The organism is Mesorhizobium sp. B2-3-13 (assembly GCF_006442195.1).
Taxonomy (GTDB): Bacteria; Pseudomonadota; Alphaproteobacteria; order Rhizobiales; family Rhizobiaceae; genus Mesorhizobium; species Mesorhizobium salmacidum.
The window spans coordinates 23,942-44,498 of the sequence record NZ_VFVQ01000013.1 but is presented as its reverse complement, the minus strand read 5'-3'; the positions used below and the strand labels follow the sequence as shown (position 1 = coordinate 44,498).

The following is a 20,557-nucleotide window of genomic DNA, read 5'->3' as shown; positions in this document are numbered from 1 at the left end:
ATCAAATTCAGCTGCCTAGAATGGCGCCTTTGATCTGACGGATGTTGTTGCGCATCATGTCGATATAGGTCGAGCCCGGGCCTTCGGGCTGCGACAGCGCGTCCGAGTAGAGCGTACCGCCGACCTTGATACCGGTCTCGCTGGCGATCTGCTCGATCAGGCGCGGGTTGGTGATGTTCTCGACGAAGATGGCCGCGGCCTTGTCCTGCTTCACCTGCTCGACCAGCTTGGCGACATCGGCGGCCGACGGTTCGGAATCAGTCGAGATGCCTTGCGGAGCGAGGAAGGTCAGGCCGTATTCGTGTTCGAAATAGCCGAAGGCGTCATGCGAGGTGATGACGACGCGCTTTGCCTCGGGGATCGACTGGATCGCCGCCTTCACTTCGCCTTCCAGAGCATCGAGCTTCCTGGTGTAGGCGGCGGCATTGGTCTGGTAGCTGACACAGCCGTCGCTGTCGGCCGCGCAGAAGGCCTCGGCGATGTTCTTCACATAAATCTTGGCATTGGCGATCGACTGGAAGGCGTGCGGATCGGCGAAGGTCTTGCCGCCGCCGGTGCCGGCACCCTCGGCCGCATCGGCGTCGGCGAATTCAGGTTTGAAGTCGATCGGCGTCACGCCCTTGGTCAAGGTGACAATGGAGGCCTTGGTGGCGCTGGCATCGACCAGGCGCTGCAGGAAACCTTCGAAGTGCAGGCCGTTGACCAGCACGATATCGGCCTTGGCCATGGCCACCGCGTCGGCAGGGCTCGGCTCGTAGACATGGGCGTCGCCATCCGGCCCGACGATCGTGGTGATCGCGACACGGCCGCCGCCGACATTCTTGGCGAAATCCGCAATGACTGTGAAGCTGGCGACCACTTTCAGCGGTGCGGCGAAAGCCGATGACGCGCTGAAGGCGGCAAATGTTATAACGCTCATCGTCAGGGCGGCACGGATCGATTTGAGCATAAGCGGGTCTCCTTTTAGGGCGGGGGATCAGGCCGTTCTGTGACGGTGATGGATGATGCGGGCGCGCAGGATGCCGCGCGTGCCAAACAGGATCGAGGCGAAATAGACGACACCGGCCGACAGGATGATGGCCGGGCCGGAGGGCAGCGACGCATGATAGGAGAAGAGCAATCCGGCGATGCAGGAGGCAAAGCCGATCAGCACGGCCAGCACGCACATCGGCTCGACGCGTGCGGTCCAGAATCGCGCGGCTGCCGCCGGCAGCATCATCAATCCGACGGATAGCAAAGTGCCGAGCGCCTGGAAGCCGCCGACGAGGTTGAGCACGACGAGGCCGAGGAAGATGAAATGCACCGGGCTGCCCATGCGGCTGACCGAACGCAGGAACAGCGGGTCGAGGCATTCGGCGACCAGCGCCCGCCAGAAGATGGCAAGGCTGACCAGCGTCACCGCGACGATGCCGCCAATCAGCGTCAAAGCCTCGTTGTTGAGCGCCAGCACCGTGCCGAACAGCACATGCATGAGGTCGACGCTGGAGCCGCGGATCGACACCATCAGCACGCCGATGGCGAGCGAAATCAGGTAGAAGGCCGCCATCGAGGCGTCCTCGCGCTGGACGGTGAAGCGCGACACGGCACCGGCGCCGAGCGCCACGATGATGCCGGCGATCAGGCCGCCAATGGTCATCGGCAGGATTTCCAGCCCGTAGAACAGGAAACCCGCGGCCGCGCCCGGCAGGATGGCATGCGCCATCGCGTCGCCCGACAGGCTCATGCGCCGCAGCATCAGAAAAACGCCGATCGGGCAGGCGCCGAGCGACAGCATCAGCGAGCCGAACAGCGCCCGCTGCATGAAGCCGAAATCGGCGAAAGGGGCGATGAAAAGACTGTAGAGCGCGTCCATCAGGCAGCCCTCGGTCCGGCGCCGTGGTGATGATCGTGGTCGTGGCCATGATGACCATGGTCATGGTCATGGTCATGAGCGTGCTCGTCAGGCTCGCACCAGGGCGCGTTCTCTTCCCAGGCTTCGTGGAAGCGGCGCGCGCGCAGCAGGTTCTCCGGTTTCAGCGTCTCCCGGGTCTCGCCCCAGGCAACCGGCTGACGGGCAAGCAGCAGTGTTTCGGGAAAATTCTGGCGCACCAGATCGAGATCATGGACCACCACCATGATGGTGCGCTCTTCGCCGTGCCAACGCTTGATCAAGGCAATGAGGTCACCGACCGTCTTGGCGTCGACGGCGTTGAACGGTTCGTCGAGCAGGATCAGGTCGGCATCCTGCAACAGCACGCGGGCAAACAGCGTGCGCTGCAACTGGCCACCCGACAGCGTGTCGATCGGCCGCTTCTCGAAGCCGCCGAGGCCGACGGCCATCAAAGCCTGGCTGACGGCCTCACGATCTTCCCCGGTATAGCGGCCAAGCATTCCGCGCTTCGGCCACAGGCCGAGCGAGACCAGATCGACGACGCGGGCGGGAAAGGAGCGATCGAGTTCCGATTGCTGCGGCAGGTAGGCCGCCCGCACGCCCGGCGCGCGAATGACCTCGCCTGCCATCGGCTTCAGCACCCCGACAATACCCTTCATCAGCGTCGACTTGCCAGAGCCGTTGGCCCCAACCACGGCCGTCAGCGAGCCCTTGCGGATCGCGCCATCGAGGTGATGGATCGCGGGATGGCTGTTGTAGCCCAACGTCAGGTCACGGAATGTCAGGCAGGTCTGGGTCATATCGTTCCGTGGGAAACCAAATCCGGCTAAGGTGCGGCCGTTTGGGTATGTGATGTTATTACATTAGTCAACAAGCCAATCCGGCGGAATTGCGTCGCGGTGGTCAACTCGCCGTGTAGGCGCCTGGCCCTGGAGGGAGCAATTGGCTCAAGCGGTTTCGGTTCAGCCGGCCTTGCCCGAAGCGGACGGCGACTCTAAAGAGGCGCGACCACAACGGAAGGAACTCGCAATGAGCATTCGTCGCATCGATGTTGGCCCGCGCATGAGCCAGATCGTTATCCACGGCAACACCGTCTACCTGGCCGGCCAGGTCGGCGAACCCGGCGGCAATGTCGCCGCGCAGACCCGCGATATTCTGGCGACCATCGATGAATTGCTGGCCAAGGCCGGCACCGAGAAGACCAAGATCGTCCAGGCGATCATCTGGCTGGCCGACATGGGCACCTTCGCCGAGATGAATACCGAATGGGACAAGTGGGTGCCGCAGGGCCACACGCCCGCCCGCGCCACCGGCGAAGCAAAGCTCGCTGGCCCGGAATATCTGGTCGAGATTATTATCACCGCGGCGCTGTAAAGGCGCGACGTCAGAACTGCCGATCTCCCCCCACGACGAGGGGAGATCACTCACCCCTGCGACGGCGTGAACCTTGCCACCAGCGTATGGCTTTCCGCCGGATAGATGAAGCGCACGTGGGTGACCGGGTGCTCGGCACTCCAGGTGCGGCGTTCGACCACCAGGCAAGGTGCCCCGGGATCGATGTCGAGCGCATCGGCGATGGCGTCGTCAGCGCTCATGGCGCGTATCCGATGCTCGGCCTCGCTCCACGGCACGCGGTCGATCAGCCAAGGCCCGGCAGCGATTTCCAGAAACTCTTCGTCCCCGGCTTCCGAAACCGCCGAAAGATTGATCAGACGTTGCTCGAGCGCGAATGGCCGTTCGCCGGCAAAATGAAGACCTTCGAGCCATAGCACTGGACCTGCGGCGGACAGTTCGAGCAACGTCCTGTCCTCCCCATTGCTGCGCCGCTTCAGGCGTTCCAGCCGCTTGTAGCGATAGGGCAGGCCGAGCGCCTCGACTTCGATCCTGATGTCGTGAAGTTCCAGCACGGCTGCCTGCGATTGCGGCTGGCGGACAAAGCTGCCTGACCGGCGGCGGCGTTCGATCAAACCTGCCTTGGCCAACTGGGACAGAGCCTTGTTCACCGTCATGCGTGAGCATTTGTATTCGGCGGTCAGCTCATGTTCGAACGGGATACGGTGGCCGGGCACCCAGGTGCCGGAAAGAATTCTTTCCCGGATATCGGAAAGGATGCGCTGATGCAGCGAGACGGTCTCGCTGTCGTCTATCTCGGTCGGTTCAGCCATGCTCATCTGGGTGAACCCTCGGAAAGCGCTGTCATCACGCTGCGAAACCGTTCGGCGATGGCCTCGCGCTTGGCATGTCTGCCATCACTGACCTGTTTCTTGCCATGCACCCAGACACAATCGACCTTGCTGCCATTGGCGAAAATCCAGGCGTCGAGGATTGCATCGCCGGTTTTGCCGGCCAGCGAGGGGTTGCCGGCGTCGAGCGAGACGAGATCGGCGGACGCACCAGGCGCGATTTGCGATGCGCCGGCGCCAAGCGCGACGCTGCCGCCGTCAAGCGCTGCGTCGTACAGCGCGCGGCCGGTCGAGCCGCCAGCCACGGCCAGCACATTGCGGGCGCGGTGCGCGAGGCGCTGCGAATATTCGAGCTGGCGCAATTCGTCGGGCAGGCCGATCAGCACGTTGGAATCGGAGCCGACACCGAAGCGGCCGCCATGCTCCCTGAACAAAGGCGCGGCAAAGATGCCGTCGCCGAGATTGGCCTCCGTGATCGGGCAAAGGCCGGCAATGGCGCCGCTCCTGGCCATGCCGATGGTTTCAGCATCGGTCATGTGGGTGGCATGGATCAGGCACCAGCGCTGGTCGATATCGGCAGCCCCAAGCAGAAATTCGACCGGACGCGCGCCGGACCAGGCAAGGCAGTCTTCGACTTCTTTCACCTGCTCGGCGACATGGATGTGGATTGGTCCGTTTGGCGCCACGGCCGCAATCGCCGTGAGTTCTTCAGGCGTCGCGGCCCGTAGACTGTGCGGGGCAACGCCGACAATCGCTTGATTCAAAGAGCGAACAGATTCCCGGCTTTTCTCAACAAGCCGGGCGAACCGATTCACATCGTTGATGAATCGGCGCTGGCCCTCGTTTGGCGCGGCACCACCGAAGGAGGAATGTGCGTAAAACACAGGCAACAGCGTCAGGCCGATACCCGTTTCGCCGGCCGCGGCAGCGATGCGCTCGGCCATCTCGGCTGGGTTGGCATAAGGTTGTCCATCACGGTCATGGTGCAGATAATGAAATTCGCCGACGCGCGAAAAACCGGCCTCTAGCATTTCGACGTAGAGCTGCGCCGCCACCGCCTCGACCTGGTCGGGAGTCATCCACAGCGCGAAGCGGTACATCACCTCGCGCCAGCTCCAGAAACTGTCGGCGGAGTGGCCGCGCAACTCGGCGAGCCCTGCCATGCCGCGTTGGAAGGCGTGGCTGTGCAGATTGGCCATGCCGGGAAGGAGAATGGCATGGCGTTCGTCACCAGGAGACGCGGTGCTCCCAGGCTCTACGGCCGCAATGCGCCCATTGGCGAAAGTGATCCGCACATTGTCGTGCCAGCCGTTGGGAAGAAGCGCCTGTTCCGCAAAGATATCGGTCACTTTTCTCTCCGCTTCCCGGTCTCGTGTGCGATGATGACACTTGCAGTGCGTCTGAATATGTATATACATAATCGCCACCGATTGAAACGGAAAAGATGATGGCCGTAGAGAGCAAAAACCCGGCAGGGGGGCTTCGCCTGTGGCGCAACGCGCGTCTGGCAACCATGGCTGAAAATTCTGCCGGACTGGGTATCGTCGAGCAAGGCGCGCTCGCCGCGCGCGATGGCCGCATTGTCTATGCGGGTTCGCAATCCGAGATGCCGTCGGCGTTTGCCCAGGGCGAGATCATCGATTGCGAGGGCCGCTGGATCACGCCCGGCCTGATCGACTGCCACACCCATCTCGTCCACGCCGGGAACCGCGCCAACGAGTTCGAGATGCGGCTGGCCGGGGCCACGTATGAAGAGGTCGCCAGGGCCGGCGGTGGCATCGTTTCCTCGGTCAAATCCTTGCGTGCCGCCAGCGAGGACGACCTGGTTGCCCAGACGCTGCCGCGCCTCGATGCGCTGATGGCCGAAGGCGTCACCATCGTTGAAATAAAGTCGGGCTATGGTCTCGATCTTGAAAACGAGAAGAAATCGCTGCGCGCCGCGCGGCAACTGGGCAGTGTACGCCCGGTGATGGTTCGCACCACATGTCTCGCAGCCCACGCGCTGCCGCCCGAAGCCAAGGGCGACAAGGACGCTTTCATCGATCTCGTCGCCAAAACGATCCTTCCCGGCGTCGCCGCGGAAGGCTTGGCCGATGCCGTCGACGGGTTCTGTGAAGGCATCGCCTTTTCGCCCGAGCAGATGTCTCGCGTGTTCGACAAGGCCAAGGCGCTCGGCTTGCCCGTAAAACTCCACGCCGACCAGCTGTCCAACCTGCATGGCGCTGAATTCGCCGCCCGCTATGGTGCATTGTCAGCCGATCATCTCGAATACACCGACGAGGCGGGCGCCATGGCGATGGCCAAGGCGGGGACAGTGGCGACGATCCTGCCCGGCGCCTATTACTTCATCCGCGAGACCAAGAAGCCGCCGATCGGCCTGTTTCGCCAGCTTGGCGTCAAAATGTCGGTTGCCACCGACAACAATCCCGGCACTTCGCCGCTGACCTCGCTGCTTCTGACCATGAACATGGCGGCGACCCTGTTCGGCATGACGGTCGACGAATGTCTTGCCGGCGTCACCCGCGAAGCCGCGCGTGCGCTGGGCCTGCTCGAAGAGACCGGCACGCTGGAACTGGGCAAATCCGCCGACCTGGCGATCTGGGACATCGAGCGCCCCGCCGAACTCGTCTACCGTATGGGCTTCAACCCGCTGCATGCCCGCATCTGGAGAGGACAATGACAGAACTGACGCTGAAGCCCGGCGATGCGACGCTGGCCGACTGGCGCGCCATGTACCGTGGCGCCATGCCGAAACTGGACGGTGCCTGTCGCCCGAAAATCAAGGCAAGCGCCGAAGCTGTCGCGCGCATCGTCGCCAAGGGTGAGCCGGTCTATGGGATCAATACCGGTTTCGGCAAGCTGGCCAGCATGCGCATTCCCGCCGAGGATCTCGAGACCCTGCAGCGCAACATCGTGCTTTCGCATGCCGCGGGCGTGGGCGAGCCGATGCCTGTTGCCATTGCCCGGCTGATGATGGCGCTGAAACTTGCGAGCCTTGCGCAGGGTGCCTCCGGTGTGCGCCCGCAAACCATCGAGTTGCTCGAAGCGATGCTGGCCAATGACGTCATCCCGGTGGTGCCGGCGCAAGGTTCAGTTGGCGCCTCCGGCGACCTTGCCCCATTGTCGCACATGACGGCGGTGATGATCGGTGTCGGCGAATGCTTTACCCCGCATGGCCGCTTCCCCGCCAAGGTCGCGTTCGTCTCGCATGGGCTGGAGCCCGTCACATTGGGCGCCAAGGAAGGTCTGGCGCTGCTCAACGGCACGCAGTTTTCGACGGCCTATGCGCTGGCCGCCCTGTTCGAGGCCGAAGTGCTCTACCAGTCGGCGCTTGTCGCCGGCGCGCTCTCGACCGACGCGGCAAAGGGTTCCGATGCCCCCTTCGACCCGCGCATCCATATGTTGAGAAAGCATCGCGGCCAGATCGAGACCGCGGATGCGTTGCGCAATCTGATGGCCGGCAGCGCCATCCGCGAGTCGCACCGGCTCGGCGACGAGCGTGTGCAGGATCCCTATTGCCTGCGTTGCCAGCCGCAAGTCATGGGCGCCGCGCTCGATGTCCTGCGCAAGGCCGCCGATACGCTCGAAACCGAGGCCAATGGCGTTACCGACAATCCGCTGGTCTTCGCCGAGGACGACACGGCGCTCTCCGGCGGCAATTTCCACGCCGAGCCGGTCGCCTTCGCCGCCGACATGATCGCACTTGCCGTCTGTGAGATCGGCTCGCTGTCAGAACGCCGCATCGCCATGCTGGTCGATCCCGCGCTGTCAGGCATGCCCGCCTTCCTGACGCCCAAGCCCGGCCTGAACTCCGGCTTCATGATCCCACAGGTGACGGCGGCCGCACTTGTCTCGGAAAACAAGCAGAAAGCCTATCCGGCCAGCGTCGATTCCATCCCGACCTCGGCCAACCAGGAAGACCATGTCTCGATGGCCGCGCATGGCGCGCGCCGGCTGATCGGCATGATCGAGAATGCGACGGCTGTTATCGGCATTGAATTGCTAGCCGCCGCGCAAGGGTGCGATTTCCATGCACCACTCGCCTCGAGTGCGGCGCTTGAAGCCGTGCGCAAGCTGGTTCGCGCCGAGGTGCCGCATCTCGACAATGACCGGCACTTCCACCCCGACATGGAAAAGGCGATCGCCATGGTACGTAGCGGTGCAGTCGCGAAGGCCGCGAGCGCGGTGGCGCTGCCGGGGATTGCGCTATGACACCTTCTTGGCTGACAATAAAACGAGGCACGGCACCGCTTCTGGTGTCGATCCCGCACACCGGTGTCGACCTCGCCGGCCTCGAAAACCGGCTTATCTCGCCATGGCTTGGTCGCCGCGATTGCGACTGGTGGATCGACAATCTCTATGATTTCGCCGGCGGTCTCGGCGCTACGGTCGTGCAAACCGCGATCTCGCGCACAGTCATCGACGTCAACCGCGATCCATCCGGCGCCTCGCTCTATCCCGGCCAGGCAACCACCGGCCTATGCCCAACCGAAACCTTCGACGGCGATCCGCTCTATCGCGAGGGCGAAGAGCCGGGACCGTCGGAGATCGACGAGCGCCGCGAGAAATTCTTTGCACCCTATCACGCCGCCTTGCAGGCCGAGATCGACAGGTTGCGGACCTTGCATGGCAAGATTGTCCTCTACGACTGCCATTCGATCCGCTCGGTGCTGCCACGCCTCTTCGAAGGCACGCTGCCGGTGTTCAACCTCGGCACGAACGACGGCAGGAGCGCTGATCCGGCGTTGCAGGCGATGGTCAACCAGATCATGGCAGAAACCGGTGAGACCTTTGTCGTCAACGGACGCTTCAAGGGCGGCTGGATCACGCGCCATTTCGGCCAGCCGCACCAGGGCGTGCATGCGCTGCAGATGGAGCTCTCCAACCGCGGCTACATGCGCGAGCCGGACGGGAAGGGCACACCGGACAATTGGCCCGCGCCCTACGATGCCGCGTTCGCCGCGCCCATCCGCGCCACGCTGACGCAGATTCTCCAAACTGCCATTGACTGGGCCGGGCGCTGACGCGCCGCCTGATCCGAAAGGGACAATGATGACCGACCCCCGTCACAACATCCGCGAAGTGCGCAGCCCCCGCGGCGACAAGCTCAACGCCCGGTATTGGACGACTGAAGCGCCGTTGCGCATGCTGATGAACAATCTTGACCCTGATGTCGCCGAGAACCCCAATGAACTGGTCGTCTATGGCGGCATCGGCCGGGCGGCGCGTACCTGGAACGATTTCGATCAGATCGTTGCGTCGCTGAAGACGCTTGGCGAGGACGAGACGCTGCTGGTGCAGTCCGGCAAGCCGGTCGGCGTGTTCCGCACTCACCCCGATGCGCCGCGCGTGCTGATCGCCAACTCCAACCTGGTGCCGCACTGGGCGACCTGGGAGAAATTCAACGAGCTCGATAAGAAGGGCCTGATGATGTACGGCCAGATGACGGCCGGCTCCTGGATCTACATCGGCACGCAAGGCATCGTGCAGGGCACCTACGAGACCTTCGTCGAAGCCGGCCGCCAGCATTATGGCGGCAATCTCAAGGGAAAATGGATCCTGACCGGCGGCCTGGGCGGCATGGGCGGCGCCCAGCCATTGGCCGCCGTCATGGCTGGCGCCTGCTGCCTGGCGATCGAATGCAATCCGGATTCGATCGACTTCCGCTTGCGCACCCGCTATGTCGACGAGAGGGCCGAGACGCTCGACGAGGCCATGGAAATGATCGAGCGCTGGACCAAGGCCGGCGAGGCGAAATCCGTCGCCCTGCTCGGCAACGCCGCCGAGATCGTGCCCGAGATGTTCAAGCGCGGCATTCGCCCCGATATGGTCACCGACCAGACCTCGGCGCACGACCCCATCAATGGTTATCTGCCGAAGGGCTGGACTATGGCCGAGTGGCGCGAAAAGCGCGTCAGCGACCCCCGGGCGGTCGAGAAGGCGGCGCGCGCCTCCATGCGCGAGCATGTCGAGGCGATGGTCGCGTTCTGGAACGCCGGCGTGCCGACACTCGACTATGGCAACAACATCCGCCAGGTCGCCAAGGACGAAGGGTTTGAAAACGCCTTTGCGTTCCCCGGCTTCGTGCCGGCCTACATCCGTCCGCTCTTCTGCCGCGGCATTGGCCCTTTCCGCTGGGCAGCACTCTCCGGCGATCCAGAGGATATCTACAAGACCGACGCCAAGGTGCGTGAACTCACCCCCGGCAACACCCATCTGCACAATTGGCTGGACATGGCCCGCGAGCGGATTTCCTTTCAAGGGTTGCCGGCGCGCATCTGCTGGGTCGGCCTTGGCGATCGCCACCGATTGGGCCTCGCCTTCAACGAAATGGTGGCCAAGGGCGAACTCAAGGCGCCGGTCGTCATCGGTCGCGATCACCTCGATTCGGGTTCGGTCGCTTCGCCGAACCGCGAGACGGAATCGATGAAGGACGGTTCCGACGCAGTGTCCGACTGGCCGCTGCTCAACGCGCTGCTCAACACAGCTTCGGGCGCGACCTGGGTATCGCTGCATCATGGCGGCGGCGTCGGCATGGGTTTCTCGCAGCATGCCGGCATGGTCATCGTCGCCGACGGCACGCCGGATGCCGCAAGGCGCCTGGAACGGGTGTTATGGAACGATCCGGCGACGGGCGTCATGCGCCATGCCGACGCCGGCTATGACATCGCGATCGAATGCGCCAAGGAGCACCAGCTCAATCTGCCAGGCATTCTCGGATAGCGGCTGACGTGATGCGTGTCCTTCGTGCCACCGATTACCGCGTCATGCCGTGGAAGAACGGCGGCGGTACGACGACCGAGATCGCCGTCTCGCCCGATGGTGCCGGGCTCGACGATTTCGACTGGCGCGTCTCGATGGCCCGGGTCGAACGCAGCGGGCCGTTCTCCAATTTTGCCGGCATCGACCGCACGCTGTCGGTGCTGGAAGGCGAGGGGATCGTGCTTGATGTCGCGGGCCGTCCGCCGCAGCGGGTGACAGCGGCTTCCCAGCCATTTTCCTTTCCAGCCGACCAGCCGACGAGTGCCGCGCTGATCGCCGGCCCGATCACCGATCTCAACGTTATGACCCGTCGCGGCCGCATGTTGCATTCGGTCGAGCGTCTGGCGATTTCGACGCCTGCGGAAATCCCGGCCGAGGCCGGTCCCACCCTCATCCTTTGTCACGGAGGCCATGCCATTTTCCCCGGCGCCGCGCCCGTTCGTCTCGGACCGCTCGACACCCTGCTGCTCGGGCCGGACGCCTCTGTCTTGCGGGTTCAGCCCGCGCCGGATGCGACCCTTTTCGTGATCCGGATAATCGCTGCCGCCTGACGCGCTTCGCCCAACGGTTACCGCCTGTTTCCAAACATGATCGCGACGCTGGCGAAATATAGCGTAAGCTGGCACTGGCATCACGAAAAAGCCCGAATCCTCTCCGTCGATCGATCCCGACGGGAGCGAGAGGCCCTTGTCTTTGGATTGGTCGAAAGATGACGCTCCGTCGTGGTGCGGAAATAAACTTTCGGCTTAGGGTTGATGCAACCGATTGCATTCGAACCGGTTTTAGGGCCATTGCCGTGGCGGTGACGCCACTGAGTGCCCGTTTACGGAATTTTCAATGAATATTCAGACGAACCTAGCCCAGATCGAGAAGACAAGCGCGAGCTTCCCAGTCATCACGGAAGAGCCGATAAGATCCACATTCCTGCCGGAGGAACGGCTCCGGCTGCTCGGAGAAAGCCTGGCCAAGGGCGATCTGACGGATCTGTTCGGCCTGATACCGTTCGACTTTCAAGCCCGTATCCGTGACAGCGCCAAGAAGATCCTCGAAGTCTACCGGTCTACCAATGCCGCGCAGGCGAGGGGCGAAACCATCACGCCGGCCGCGCAGTGGCTGCTCGACAACAACTATCTGATCGAGGAAACCATTTTCCAGGTCAAACGCGACCTGCCGCGCCGCTTTTACCGGCAATTGCCGACCCTGAAACTGCCCGATGGCGGCACCGTGCCGCGCGCATTGGCGCTGGCCTGGACTTATGTCGCGCATTCCGACAGTTCCGTCTCGGCGACCATGTTCAAGTCTATCGTCCAGGGCTTTCAGTCGGTCGAACCGTTGAAGATTGGTGAACTCTGGGCACTGCCGTCCCTTCTGCGTTTCGTGCTGATCGAGAACCTCCGTCGCCTGGCGGTCAGGGTCAACCGCACCCGCCAGATGCGCCAGATCGCCAATGACGTGGCCGACAAGGTGCTGGCGACCGACGACAATCCGGATCGGCAGACGATCCTAGTCAATTTCAGCGCGCATGCGCAGGACACCACCTTTGCCACTCAGCTTCTCTATCGCTTGCGTGACGGGTCGCAGAACGCCGGCAAGGCGCTGGAGTGGCTGGAAGGCGAACTCGAGAAGACCGGCTCGGATGCCGAGGAAATCATCATTTCCGAGCACCAGACGCTGTCCAGCGGCAATGTGACCACCGGCAATATCGTCCGCGGCCTGCGCCTCATCAACGACGTCGACTGGACGGTGTGGTTCGAAGGCGTCAGCCGCATCGATACCGTGCTGCGCGAGCGCACCGATTTTGCCGCGCTCGACTTCTTCTCGCGCGATCAATACCGCACCGCGATCGAGGAACTGGCTCGCCGCTCGAACCTTTCGGAGTACCGTGTCGCCGAAAAAGCCATTGAACTGGCCGGCCACGCCGTCGGTGAAACCGTCCCGGAGAGCGGTGAAGGAGTGGACGCCCAGGTCGCATCCGCTCATACCGATGTCGGTTTTTACGTCGTTGGCCCGCGCCGGCTGGAACTGGAAAAGGCGATCGGTTACCGGCCCACGATCAGCCAGACGATCAAGCGGACCTTCGCTAAGACCGGCTGGCTGGGCATCGTCCTGCCCGTCTTCGCGCTGACCGTCCTGCTGCTTGTCCTGTCCGGCAACGCCCTTTCCAATCTCGGCCTGTCGGTGCCGTCGATCGTGCTGATGCTGGCTCTGTTTGCCGTGCCGGCCAGCGAAGGCGCGCTCGCGTTCTTCAACACCGTGGTCTCGCTGTTCCTTAAGCCGACACGCCTTATCGGTTACGACTACAGGCACGGTGTGCCGCCCGAGGCGCGCACCCTGGTGGTCGTGCCGTCGCTGATCGGCTCGCGTGACGATGTCGAGGAAAACATCCGCAACATCGAAGTGCATTACCTCGCCAATCTGGCGGACGAGATCCATTTCGCGCTGCTTTCGGATTGGCCCGACAGCAAGATCGAGATCGATGCGGCGGATACCGAGATCCTCGACTTCGCCCGCGCCGAAATCGCCCGTCTCAACGCGCGCTATCCCTCCGACGGCGCGCCGCGCTTCTATATCCTGCACCGCCGCCGGCTCTACAATGCCGGTCAAGGGTGCTGGATGGGCTGGGAACGCAAGCGCGGCAAGCTGCACGAACTCGACCTCTTGCTGCGCGGCGACAGCGATACCACCTTCCTGCCGCTCGAAGTCCCGCTGCCGGAAAAGGTCGTCCATGTGATGACGCTCGACGCCGATACCCGCACCACCCGCGATGCGGTATCGAGCCTGGTCGGCAAGCTTTGCCATCCGCTCAACCGTCCGCATTTCGACGCCACGAGGCGCGTCGTGACCGCCGGTTACACCATCCTGCAGCCGCGCATCACCGCTTCACTCACCAGCGGCGACGAAGCCTCGTTCTTCCAGCGCGTCTTCTCGGCCAATCGCGGCCTTGATCCCTATGTCTTCGCTGTTTCGGACCTCTATCAGGACGTCTTCAGTGACGGATCCTTCACCGGCAAGGGCCTCTATCATGTCGATGCCTTCGAGGCCGCCTTGCAGGGCCGCATCGAGGAAAACACCATCCTCAGCCACGATCTGCTCGAAGGCGCCCTGGCGCGCGCCGCACTGGTCACCGACGTCGAACTGGTCGAGGATTACCCGACCCGCTACTCGGTCGATGCCTCGCGCCACCATCGCTGGGCGCGCGGCGACTGGCAGCTTTTGGGCTACATCTTTAATCCTCGTTCCGGCGTTCCGGCCTTGTCGCGCTGGAAGATGGTCGACAATCTGCGCCGCTCGCTGACGCCGATCTTTTGGGTGATGGCGGCGATCGCCGGCTGGACCTTGCTGCCGTTCACGCAGGCCGCGCAGTGGCAGGCCTTGCTGATCCTCAGCCTGTTCATGGCGCCGACCTTCGACGTGGTCAACGCCATCCTGCCCAAAAGCGGCGACCAGACGCCGCGCGGCCATTTCTCCGCGCTGGCGCGCGACGTCGCCTTCGGCACCGCCATGGTGGCGCTGAAGATCGTGCTGATGGCACATAACGCCTGGATGATGGGCGATGCCATTGTGCGCACGCTCTACCGGCTGTTCGTCAGCCGGCAGAACCTCCTGGAGTGGCGCACCGCCTCGCAGGCGCACAAGGCGGGCGACAATGATGTCGGCTCCTATTACGGCATGATGTATGGCGCCGTGATCATCGGCTTTGTCGGCCTCGCCATTCCGGTGCTGGCCGATTCCACCGGTGCCTTCGTCGCCTTCTTCTTTGCCTTGTTCTGGATCGGCTCGCCGGCGATCGCCAGCTGGATCAGCCGCTCCGCCGAAACCGAGGACCGGCTGCGCATATCGCAAGCCGACATCCACACGCTGCGCACCGTGGCGCGGCGCACCTGGCACTATTTCGAAACCTTCGTCACGGCAGAACATCACAATCTGCCGCCGGATAATTTCCAGGAGAGCCCGGCGCCCGTCGTGGCGCCGCGCACCTCGCCGACCAATATCGGCGTCTACCTGCTCTCGGTCGTTTCGGCGCGCGATTTCGGCTGGATCAGCCTTTCCGATGCCATCACCCGCATCGATGCAACCATGACGACCATCGAGAGCATGCCGCGCAGCCGCGGCCATCTCTTCAACTGGTACGACACCACGACGCTCAAGCCGCTCTATCCGCTCTATATCTCGGCTGTCGACAGCGGCAATCTCGCCGGTCACCTGGTGGCGGTGGCGGCGGCCTGCGCCGAATGGGCGGAAGCGCCTTCCGTCCACCTGCAGGGTGATTTCGAAGGCATTCTCGACACGGTGACCATCCTGAGCGAAAGCCTCGATGAACTGCCCGACGACCGCCGTCAGTTGCGCCCGTTGCGCCAACGGCTTGTCGATCGCCTCGACGGCATGCGGCGCGCCGTCGACACGATCAAGGCCCAGCCGGAAATGGCGTCGATCCGCACCATCAACCTGGCGGTGCTGGCCGGCGAAATCCGCAAGCTCGCCACCGCCATTCACACCGAGGCCGCATCACCGCAGAGTGACGTCATCGTCGACTGGGCGGCAAGGCTCGAAGCCACCTGCGAGGCGCACGTCCACGACGCCCACAGCGACGAAAACGCTGTCGAGGCTCTGCGTGCCAAGCTGCTCACCTTGCGCGAGCGCACCCGTCGTTTCGCCTTCGAGATGGAATTCGCCTTCCTGATGCGGCCGGAGCGCAAGCTTTTGTCGATCGGCTACCGGGTCGAGGAACATCAGCTCGACGAAAGCTGCTACGATCTTCTGGCTTCCGAGGCGCGGCTGACCAGCCTGTTTGCCATCGCCAAGGGCGATCTGCCAACCGAACACTGGTTCAGGCTCGGCCGCCCCATCGTCGAGATCGGCTTCCAGGGCGCGCTGATGTCGTGGTCCGGCTCGATGTTCGAGTACCTGATGCCGCCGCTGGTGATGAAGGAGCCGCAAGGCTCCATCCTCAACCAGACCAGCAAGCTGATCATCAAGCGCCAGATGCAGTACGGCCGCCAGAAGAACGTGCCGTGGGGCATCTCGGAAGCGGCCTACAACGCCCGCGACCGCGAACTGACCTATCAGTACACCAATTTCGGCGTGCCGGGGCTTGGGCTCAAGCGCGGCCTTGGCCAGAACACGGTAATTGCGCCTTACGCGACTATCATGGCGGCGCAGTTCAACCCGCGCGAAGCGGTGCAGAATCTGGCCCGGCTGCGCGAGATCGGCGCGCTTGGCCGTCATGGCTATTATGACGCGGTCGACTTCACGCCGCAGCGCGTGCCGGAAGGCACCAACCAAGCGGTCGTGCTGAACTACTATGCCCACCATTCGGGCATGTCGATCGCCGCCGTCGCCGACGCCATCTTCGAAGGTCGCCTGCGCGATCGCTTCCACAGCGATCCGGTCATTGAATCGGCCGAACTGCTGCTGCAGGAGAGGGCGCCGCGCGATATTCCGACCGCCACCGTCCGCACCGAGGCCGACGAGCGCTCCAAGGACGAGACCGAAACCGAGAGCCCCGATACCCGCATCGTGCTCGATCCCGTGCGGGCGCTGCGTTCGACCAATGTGATGTCCAACGGCCGCTATTCGGTGATGGTGACCGCGACCGGCTCCGGCTACAGCCGCTGGGGCGATCTTTCCGTCACCCGCTGGCAGCCCGACCCCGTCGAGGACCGGCTTGGCTCCTACATCTTCCTGCGCGACGCTGCCACCGGCGACTGGTGGTCGGCGACATCGGAGCCCAGACGCGCCGCCGAGGAAAAGACCCAAACCTTGTTTTCCGACGACAAGGCGAGCTTTGTCAAAACCGCCGGCACGCTGCGCTCCGAGGTGGAATGCATCGTTGTTTCCGAGGGCAATGGCGAGGGCCGCCGGATCACGCTCTACAATGAGAGCACGTCAGACCGTCACATCGAAGTGACGTCCTTTGCCGAGCTGGTGCTGGGCTCGGAGGCTTCCGACAACGCGCATCCGGCTTTCTCGAAGATGTTCGTGGAAACCGAGATCGCCGCCAACAATGGCGCGATCTTCGCCACGCGCCGCAAGCGCGAAACCAGCGAGCCCGATGTCACCCTGGTGCATTTCGTCACCGATCCGTCGGGACCGGCGCGTGATGCCGAGGCCGAGACCGACAGGCGCGCCTTCATCGGCCGTGGCCGCACCATCGTCGATGCCGCCGCTTTCGATCCAGGCGCCAGGCTGGGTGGCCATTCCGGCTTCACGCTCGATCCCATCGCCTCGCTGCGCCGTCAGGTGCGCGTGCCCGCCAACAAGAAGGTATCGCTGACCTTCTGGACAGTCGTCGGGGCCAACCGCGCCGAGCTGGATGAGGCCATAAGCCGGCTCGACCATCAGGAGAGCTTTGCTCGCCAGGCCATGCTTGCCTGGACGCGCAGCCAGGTGCAGACCCGCCATATGGGCCTCAGCCTGACCGATGCGGCCAATGTGCAGAAACTGGCGCGCTATCTGATCTATCCCGACCCGTTCCTGCGGCTGCCGGCCGAGTCCGTTGCTTCCGGATTGGGCAAGCAGTCGAGCCTGTGGCCGACAAGCATTTCGGGCGATTACCCGATCTTCCTGGTCAGGATCGGCGACGTTGCCGATCTGGAGATCGTTGCCCAGGCGTTGCGCTTCCAGGAATATATGCGCACCCGCGGCATGATGATCGACTTCGTCGTCGTCAACGAGCAGGCTTCCTCCTATGTCCAGGATCTGCAGCGGGCAGTCGAAACGCTTTGCGAAAACAGCCGCTTGCGCGGCAAGGAACTCGGACCCCGCCAGCACATTTTCGCGGTGCGCCGCGACCTGATGGAGGAAACCACCTATAAGACGCTGCTCGCCGTCGCCCGGGTTGTGCTGCATACGCGCAACGGCACCATCTTCGACCAGATCGAACGGGCCGAAGCGGCCGCACTGCAGGCACGCGATGGCCAGCAGCCGGCAGGGTTGCCAGGCCCGCGCGAAATTCCGGCGCCCGCACCGCAGATGCATGCATTTGCCTCGCAGGCGGGGGCCGATGTCAGTGCCGATGGCTCCGGCCTCAGCCAGTGGAACGGTTTTGGCGGCTTCGACGGCGACGGGCGGCACTATGTGGTGCGCCTGACTGGCGGGCGCACCACGCCGCAACCCTGGATCAACGTCGTCTCCAACGCCTCGTTCGGCTTCCACACCTCGGCCGAAGGTGCTGCCTTCACCTGGAGCCGCAACAGTCGCGATTACCAGTTGACGCCATGGTCGAACGACCCGGTGTCCAACCGGCCGGGCGAGGGCGTCTATATTTACGACCAGACCAGCGGCAAGGCGTTCTCGCCGATCGCTGCGGTGGTGCGCGATCCCTCGATGACCTACGAAGCGTGGCATGGCCAGGGCTTCTCGACCTTCCGCTCGAAGCGCGGATCGTTGTCGATGGACCTGACCCATGTCGTCGATCCCATCGATCCGGTGAAGATCACGCGGCTGCGCATCCAGAATTCCGGCCCGGTACCGGCCCGGCTGCGCGTTTACGCCTATGCCGAATGGGTGCTTGGCGGGCATCGGTCGCGCACTGCGGCAACTATAGTGCCGTCGCGCGACGGTGCTACCGGCGCGCTGCTGGCGCAAAATCCCTACGGGCTCGATTTCAGCGAGCGGGTGGCCTTCCTCGCCGCCGACACCGGCGTCCACTCGGTGACATCAGACCGAGCCGAGTTCCTCGGCCGGCACGGGTCCAGCGAGTTGCCGCAGGCGGTGCTGAGCGGCGCGGCCCTGTCAGGCCGCGTCGAGGCCGGAGATGATCCTTGCGCGGCGATCGCCCGCGACATCGAGATTCAGGCTGGCGGCGACGTCACGCTCATCTGGCTGCTTGGCGATGCCGAGTCTTCGGCGCAGGCGAGCGCGCTGGTGCAGAAGCACCGGGGCAAGGATTTCGACCAGCGCCTGGCCGACAATGAGCGCGAATGGCGCGCCTTCCTCGACACCATCCAGGTCGAGACGCCCGACAAGGCGCTCGATGCCATGGTCAATCACTGGCTGCCTTATCAGAGCCTTGCCTGCCGCATCCGCGCCCGCTCGGCTTTCTATCAGGCAAGCGGCGCCTTCGGCTTCCGCGACCAGTTGCAGGACACACTCGCCTTGCTGGCGCATGATCCCACGCTGGCGCGCGACCAGATCCTCAATGCCGCGCGGCGGCAGTTCCCGGAAGGCGACGTGCAGCATTGGTGGTTGCCGCGCACCGGCGCCGGCGTGCGTACCCTGATCTCCGACGACGTGGTGTGGCTCGCCCACGCCACGGCCCGCTATCTCTTGGTGACCGGCGACGCCACTATCCTGAAGGAGCAACTGCCTTTCCTCGACGGACAGGTGCTGGGCGAAGGCGAGCACGACGCCTTTTTCACCCCGGAAATCTCGAAGAAGACGGTGTCCCTGTACGACCACTGCGCGCGTGCGCTCGACCTCGCCATCAAGCGCAGCAGTCCAGCCGGCCTGCCGTTGATTCTCGGCGGCGACTGGAACGACGGCATGAACCGTGTCGGCGAGCACGGCAAGGGCGAGAGCGTGTGGTTGGGCTGGTTCCTGCTGAAGACGCTGGGCGACTTCGCCGCGGTCGCCAGGACCGAGGGCGACACCAAGCGCGCACAGGCCTGGACAAAACATGCCGACGCGCTGAAGCGAGCGCTCGAAAGCACGGCATGGGATGGCGAATGGTACCGGCGCGGCAGTTTCGATGACGGCACGCCTTTGGGGTCGCGTACATCGCAAGAGTGCAAGATCGACTCCATCGCCCAGTCCTGGAGCGTGCTTTCGGGCGAGGGCGACCCGGCGCGGTCGACCACCGCGATGCAGCAGGCGACGAAGCTGCTCGTCGACGATCATCTCAAGATCGTCAAACTGTTCACTCCACCCTTCTCGAAGACGCAGAAGGATCCCGGCTACATCAAGAGCTATCCGCCTGGCGTGCGCGAGAATGGCGGCCAGTACACCCATGCCGCCACCTGGTTCGTCATTGCGCTCGCCGAGATGGGGCAGACCGATGAAGCCTATCGCTGCTTCTCGATGCTGAACCCGGTCAACCACGCGTTCGACGAGGCGTCGACCGAGCACTACCGCGTCGAACCCTATGTAGTGGCGGCCGATATCTATGCCGGGGACGACAAGGGTGGGCGCGGCGGCTGGACTTGGTACACCGGCTCGGCGGGCTGGCTCTACCGGGCGGCGGTCGAAGGCATCCTGGGCATCGAACGGCGCGGCAAGCAGATCACATTCCGGCCGAAGCTGCCCAGCCACTGGGATGGCTACCAGGCTTCGCTCAAGATGCTGGGCGCCGACATCAAGGTCCAGGTCGTTCGCGACAAAAAGGCCAAGACGATCTCGCTTGAAGTCAACGGATCGAAGACAAAAGCGGCGTCCTTTGAACCCAAGGCCGGCGGCCAGACCGAGGTCCTGGTCAAGATACCAGCGTAAAATCAGCAGTTTATGTCAGAAGCGCGCGCGTCCTCCGGACGCGCGCCGCCGCGCCCTGTTTACTTGCGCGCGATCTGTGGGGCGTCCGCCAAAGACGCGCGAAACCGACCGTGCAAGCTCGCGTTGATTAAAAATGGGGCAGTGCTCCGCTGCTGCCACGATTTTGCCGCAAGGCTGACATTTCACCTTTTATCTCAAACCGTTAGGTGATCACGTCAGATTTCGTATCGTCGTCATCTTTTGTTCGCTAAACGGGAACGGAAGCGATAGACGGGCATTGTTTTGCGACGCATCAACCGTTAGGTGTTACGAAATG

The 20,557-nt window shown here is 63.6% G+C and carries 12 protein-coding genes; 7 read left to right on the top strand and 5 right to left on the bottom strand.

Translation table 11 applies throughout. The features are described from left to right. Positions 1 to 7: 7 nt before the first annotated feature. The 3 genes from aztC to aztA are packed head-to-tail and all read right to left on the bottom strand — an operon-like array spanning position 8 to position 2,670. Positions 8 to 949 carry a zinc ABC transporter substrate-binding protein AztC gene (aztC, locus tag FJ941_RS16815; RefSeq protein WP_140507270.1) on the bottom strand — a complete coding sequence of 314 codons (942 nt, stop codon included), beginning with the start codon at positions 947 to 949 and terminating at the stop codon, positions 8 to 10. Positions 950 to 976: 27 nt separating this feature from the next. Next, the gene (aztB, locus tag FJ941_RS16810; RefSeq protein WP_140507268.1) at positions 977 to 1,852 is read right to left on the bottom strand and encodes a zinc ABC transporter permease AztB; all 876 of its coding nucleotides are present in this window, start codon (positions 1,850 to 1,852) and stop codon (positions 977 to 979) included. Next, complete coding sequence (aztA, locus tag FJ941_RS16805) at positions 1,852 to 2,670, bottom strand: zinc ABC transporter ATP-binding protein AztA (protein ID WP_140507267.1); 819 nt, start codon at positions 2,668 to 2,670, stop codon at positions 1,852 to 1,854. Before aztA ends, aztB begins: the two co-directional genes overlap by 1 nt. A gap of 229 nt (positions 2,671 to 2,899) precedes the next feature. Between aztA and FJ941_RS16800 the strand changes: the two genes are divergently transcribed. Then, a complete protein-coding gene (locus tag FJ941_RS16800; protein WP_140507265.1) occupies positions 2,900 to 3,244 on the top strand; it encodes a RidA family protein in 345 nt (114 codons plus the stop codon). 50 nt (positions 3,245 to 3,294) lie between these two features. On the opposite strand, the gene hutC is transcribed toward FJ941_RS16800, so the two are convergent. Beyond that, entirely contained in the window at positions 3,295 to 4,035 is a 741-nt protein-coding gene (gene hutC, locus FJ941_RS16795; RefSeq protein ID WP_140507494.1) for a histidine utilization repressor, read from the bottom strand. A 2-nt stretch (positions 4,036 to 4,037) separates the two neighbouring features. Next, positions 4,038 to 5,402 (bottom strand): formimidoylglutamate deiminase, encoded by a 1,365-nt coding sequence (locus tag FJ941_RS16790; protein WP_140507263.1) that lies wholly within the window; start codon positions 5,400 to 5,402, stop codon positions 4,038 to 4,040. Between the two features lie 98 nt (positions 5,403 to 5,500). On the opposite strand from FJ941_RS16790, the gene hutI reads away from it, so the two are divergent. The 6 genes from hutI (at position 5,501) to FJ941_RS16760 (ending at position 20,241) form a co-directional block, all read left to right on the top strand. Next, positions 5,501 to 6,733 (top strand): imidazolonepropionase, encoded by a 1,233-nt coding sequence (gene hutI, locus FJ941_RS16785; RefSeq protein ID WP_140507262.1) that lies wholly within the window; start codon positions 5,501 to 5,503, stop codon positions 6,731 to 6,733. Beyond that, the gene (gene hutH, locus FJ941_RS16780) at positions 6,730 to 8,265 is read left to right on the top strand and encodes a histidine ammonia-lyase (RefSeq protein WP_140507260.1); all 1,536 of its coding nucleotides are present in this window, start codon (positions 6,730 to 6,732) and stop codon (positions 8,263 to 8,265) included. The genes hutI and hutH overlap by 4 nt, the downstream gene beginning before the upstream one ends. After that, the gene (gene hutG / locus FJ941_RS16775; protein ID WP_140507258.1) at positions 8,262 to 9,077 is read left to right on the top strand and encodes an N-formylglutamate deformylase; all 816 of its coding nucleotides are present in this window, start codon (positions 8,262 to 8,264) and stop codon (positions 9,075 to 9,077) included. The genes hutH and hutG overlap by 4 nt, the downstream gene beginning before the upstream one ends. Before the next feature lie 25 nt (positions 9,078 to 9,102). Beyond that, positions 9,103 to 10,776, top strand: coding sequence for a urocanate hydratase (hutU, locus tag FJ941_RS16770; protein WP_181169838.1), 1,674 nt, complete (start codon positions 9,103 to 9,105; stop codon positions 10,774 to 10,776). A gap of 11 nt (positions 10,777 to 10,787) precedes the next feature. Continuing rightward, complete coding sequence (locus tag FJ941_RS16765; protein WP_140507255.1) at positions 10,788 to 11,366, top strand: HutD family protein; 579 nt, start codon at positions 10,788 to 10,790, stop codon at positions 11,364 to 11,366. Positions 11,367 to 11,652: 286 nt separating this feature from the next. After that, the gene (locus FJ941_RS16760) at positions 11,653 to 20,241 is read left to right on the top strand and encodes a glucoamylase family protein (RefSeq protein WP_140507253.1); all 8,589 of its coding nucleotides are present in this window, start codon (positions 11,653 to 11,655) and stop codon (positions 20,239 to 20,241) included. Positions 20,242 to 20,557 lie beyond the last annotated feature (316 nt).

Coding starts and splice junctions, on each gene's coding strand:
- FJ941_RS16760 (WP_140507253.1), top strand. CDS start 11,653: ATGAATATTCAGACGAACCTAGCCCAGATCGAGAAGACAAGCGCGAGC.
- FJ941_RS16765 (WP_140507255.1), top strand. CDS start 10,788: ATGCGTGTCCTTCGTGCCACCGATTACCGCGTCATGCCGTGGAAGAAC.
- hutI (WP_140507262.1), top strand. CDS start 5,501: ATGGCCGTAGAGAGCAAAAACCCGGCAGGGGGGCTTCGCCTGTGGCGC.
- hutH (WP_140507260.1), top strand. CDS start 6,730: ATGACAGAACTGACGCTGAAGCCCGGCGATGCGACGCTGGCCGACTGG.
- aztA (WP_140507267.1), bottom strand. CDS start 2,670: ATGACCCAGACCTGCCTGACATTCCGTGACCTGACGTTGGGCTACAAC.
- hutC (WP_140507494.1), bottom strand. CDS start 4,035: ATGGCTGAACCGACCGAGATAGACGACAGCGAGACCGTCTCGCTGCAT.
- FJ941_RS16800 (WP_140507265.1), top strand. CDS start 2,900: ATGAGCATTCGTCGCATCGATGTTGGCCCGCGCATGAGCCAGATCGTT.
- hutG (WP_140507258.1), top strand. CDS start 8,262: ATGACACCTTCTTGGCTGACAATAAAACGAGGCACGGCACCGCTTCTG.
- hutU (WP_181169838.1), top strand. CDS start 9,103: ATGATGACCGACCCCCGTCACAACATCCGCGAAGTGCGCAGCCCCCGC.
- aztB (WP_140507268.1), bottom strand. CDS start 1,852: ATGGACGCGCTCTACAGTCTTTTCATCGCCCCTTTCGCCGATTTCGGC.
- aztC (WP_140507270.1), bottom strand. CDS start 949: ATGCTCAAATCGATCCGTGCCGCCCTGACGATGAGCGTTATAACATTT.